The 202-nt window shown below is 55.9% G+C and carries 1 rRNA gene; it reads right to left on the reverse strand.

Annotated elements, in window-relative coordinates:
- Positions 1 to 8: 8 nt before the first annotated feature.
- Positions 9 to 122, reverse strand: a 5S ribosomal RNA gene (rrf, locus tag G3O01_RS45065).
- Positions 123 to 202 lie beyond the last annotated feature (80 nt).

Here is a 202-nt window from a genome sequence, read left to right on the forward strand (position 1 = left end):
GGTAAGGAGCCTGACGATTACCTACTTTCACACGGGCAATCCGCACTATCATCGGCGTAGAGTCGTTTCACGGTCCTGTTCGGGATGGGAAGGGGTGGGACCGACTCGCTATGGTCATCAGGCATGAGGGGTTGCTGCGTCGCGGGTTAGCGCGCCACAGCCAATCTGGAAGAAGTGTGTGTAAAGAGGGTTGTGTTGTTTC

Source organism: Burkholderia sp. Ac-20365, from assembly GCF_017104715.1.
Classification (GTDB): domain Bacteria; phylum Pseudomonadota; class Gammaproteobacteria; order Burkholderiales; family Burkholderiaceae; genus Paraburkholderia.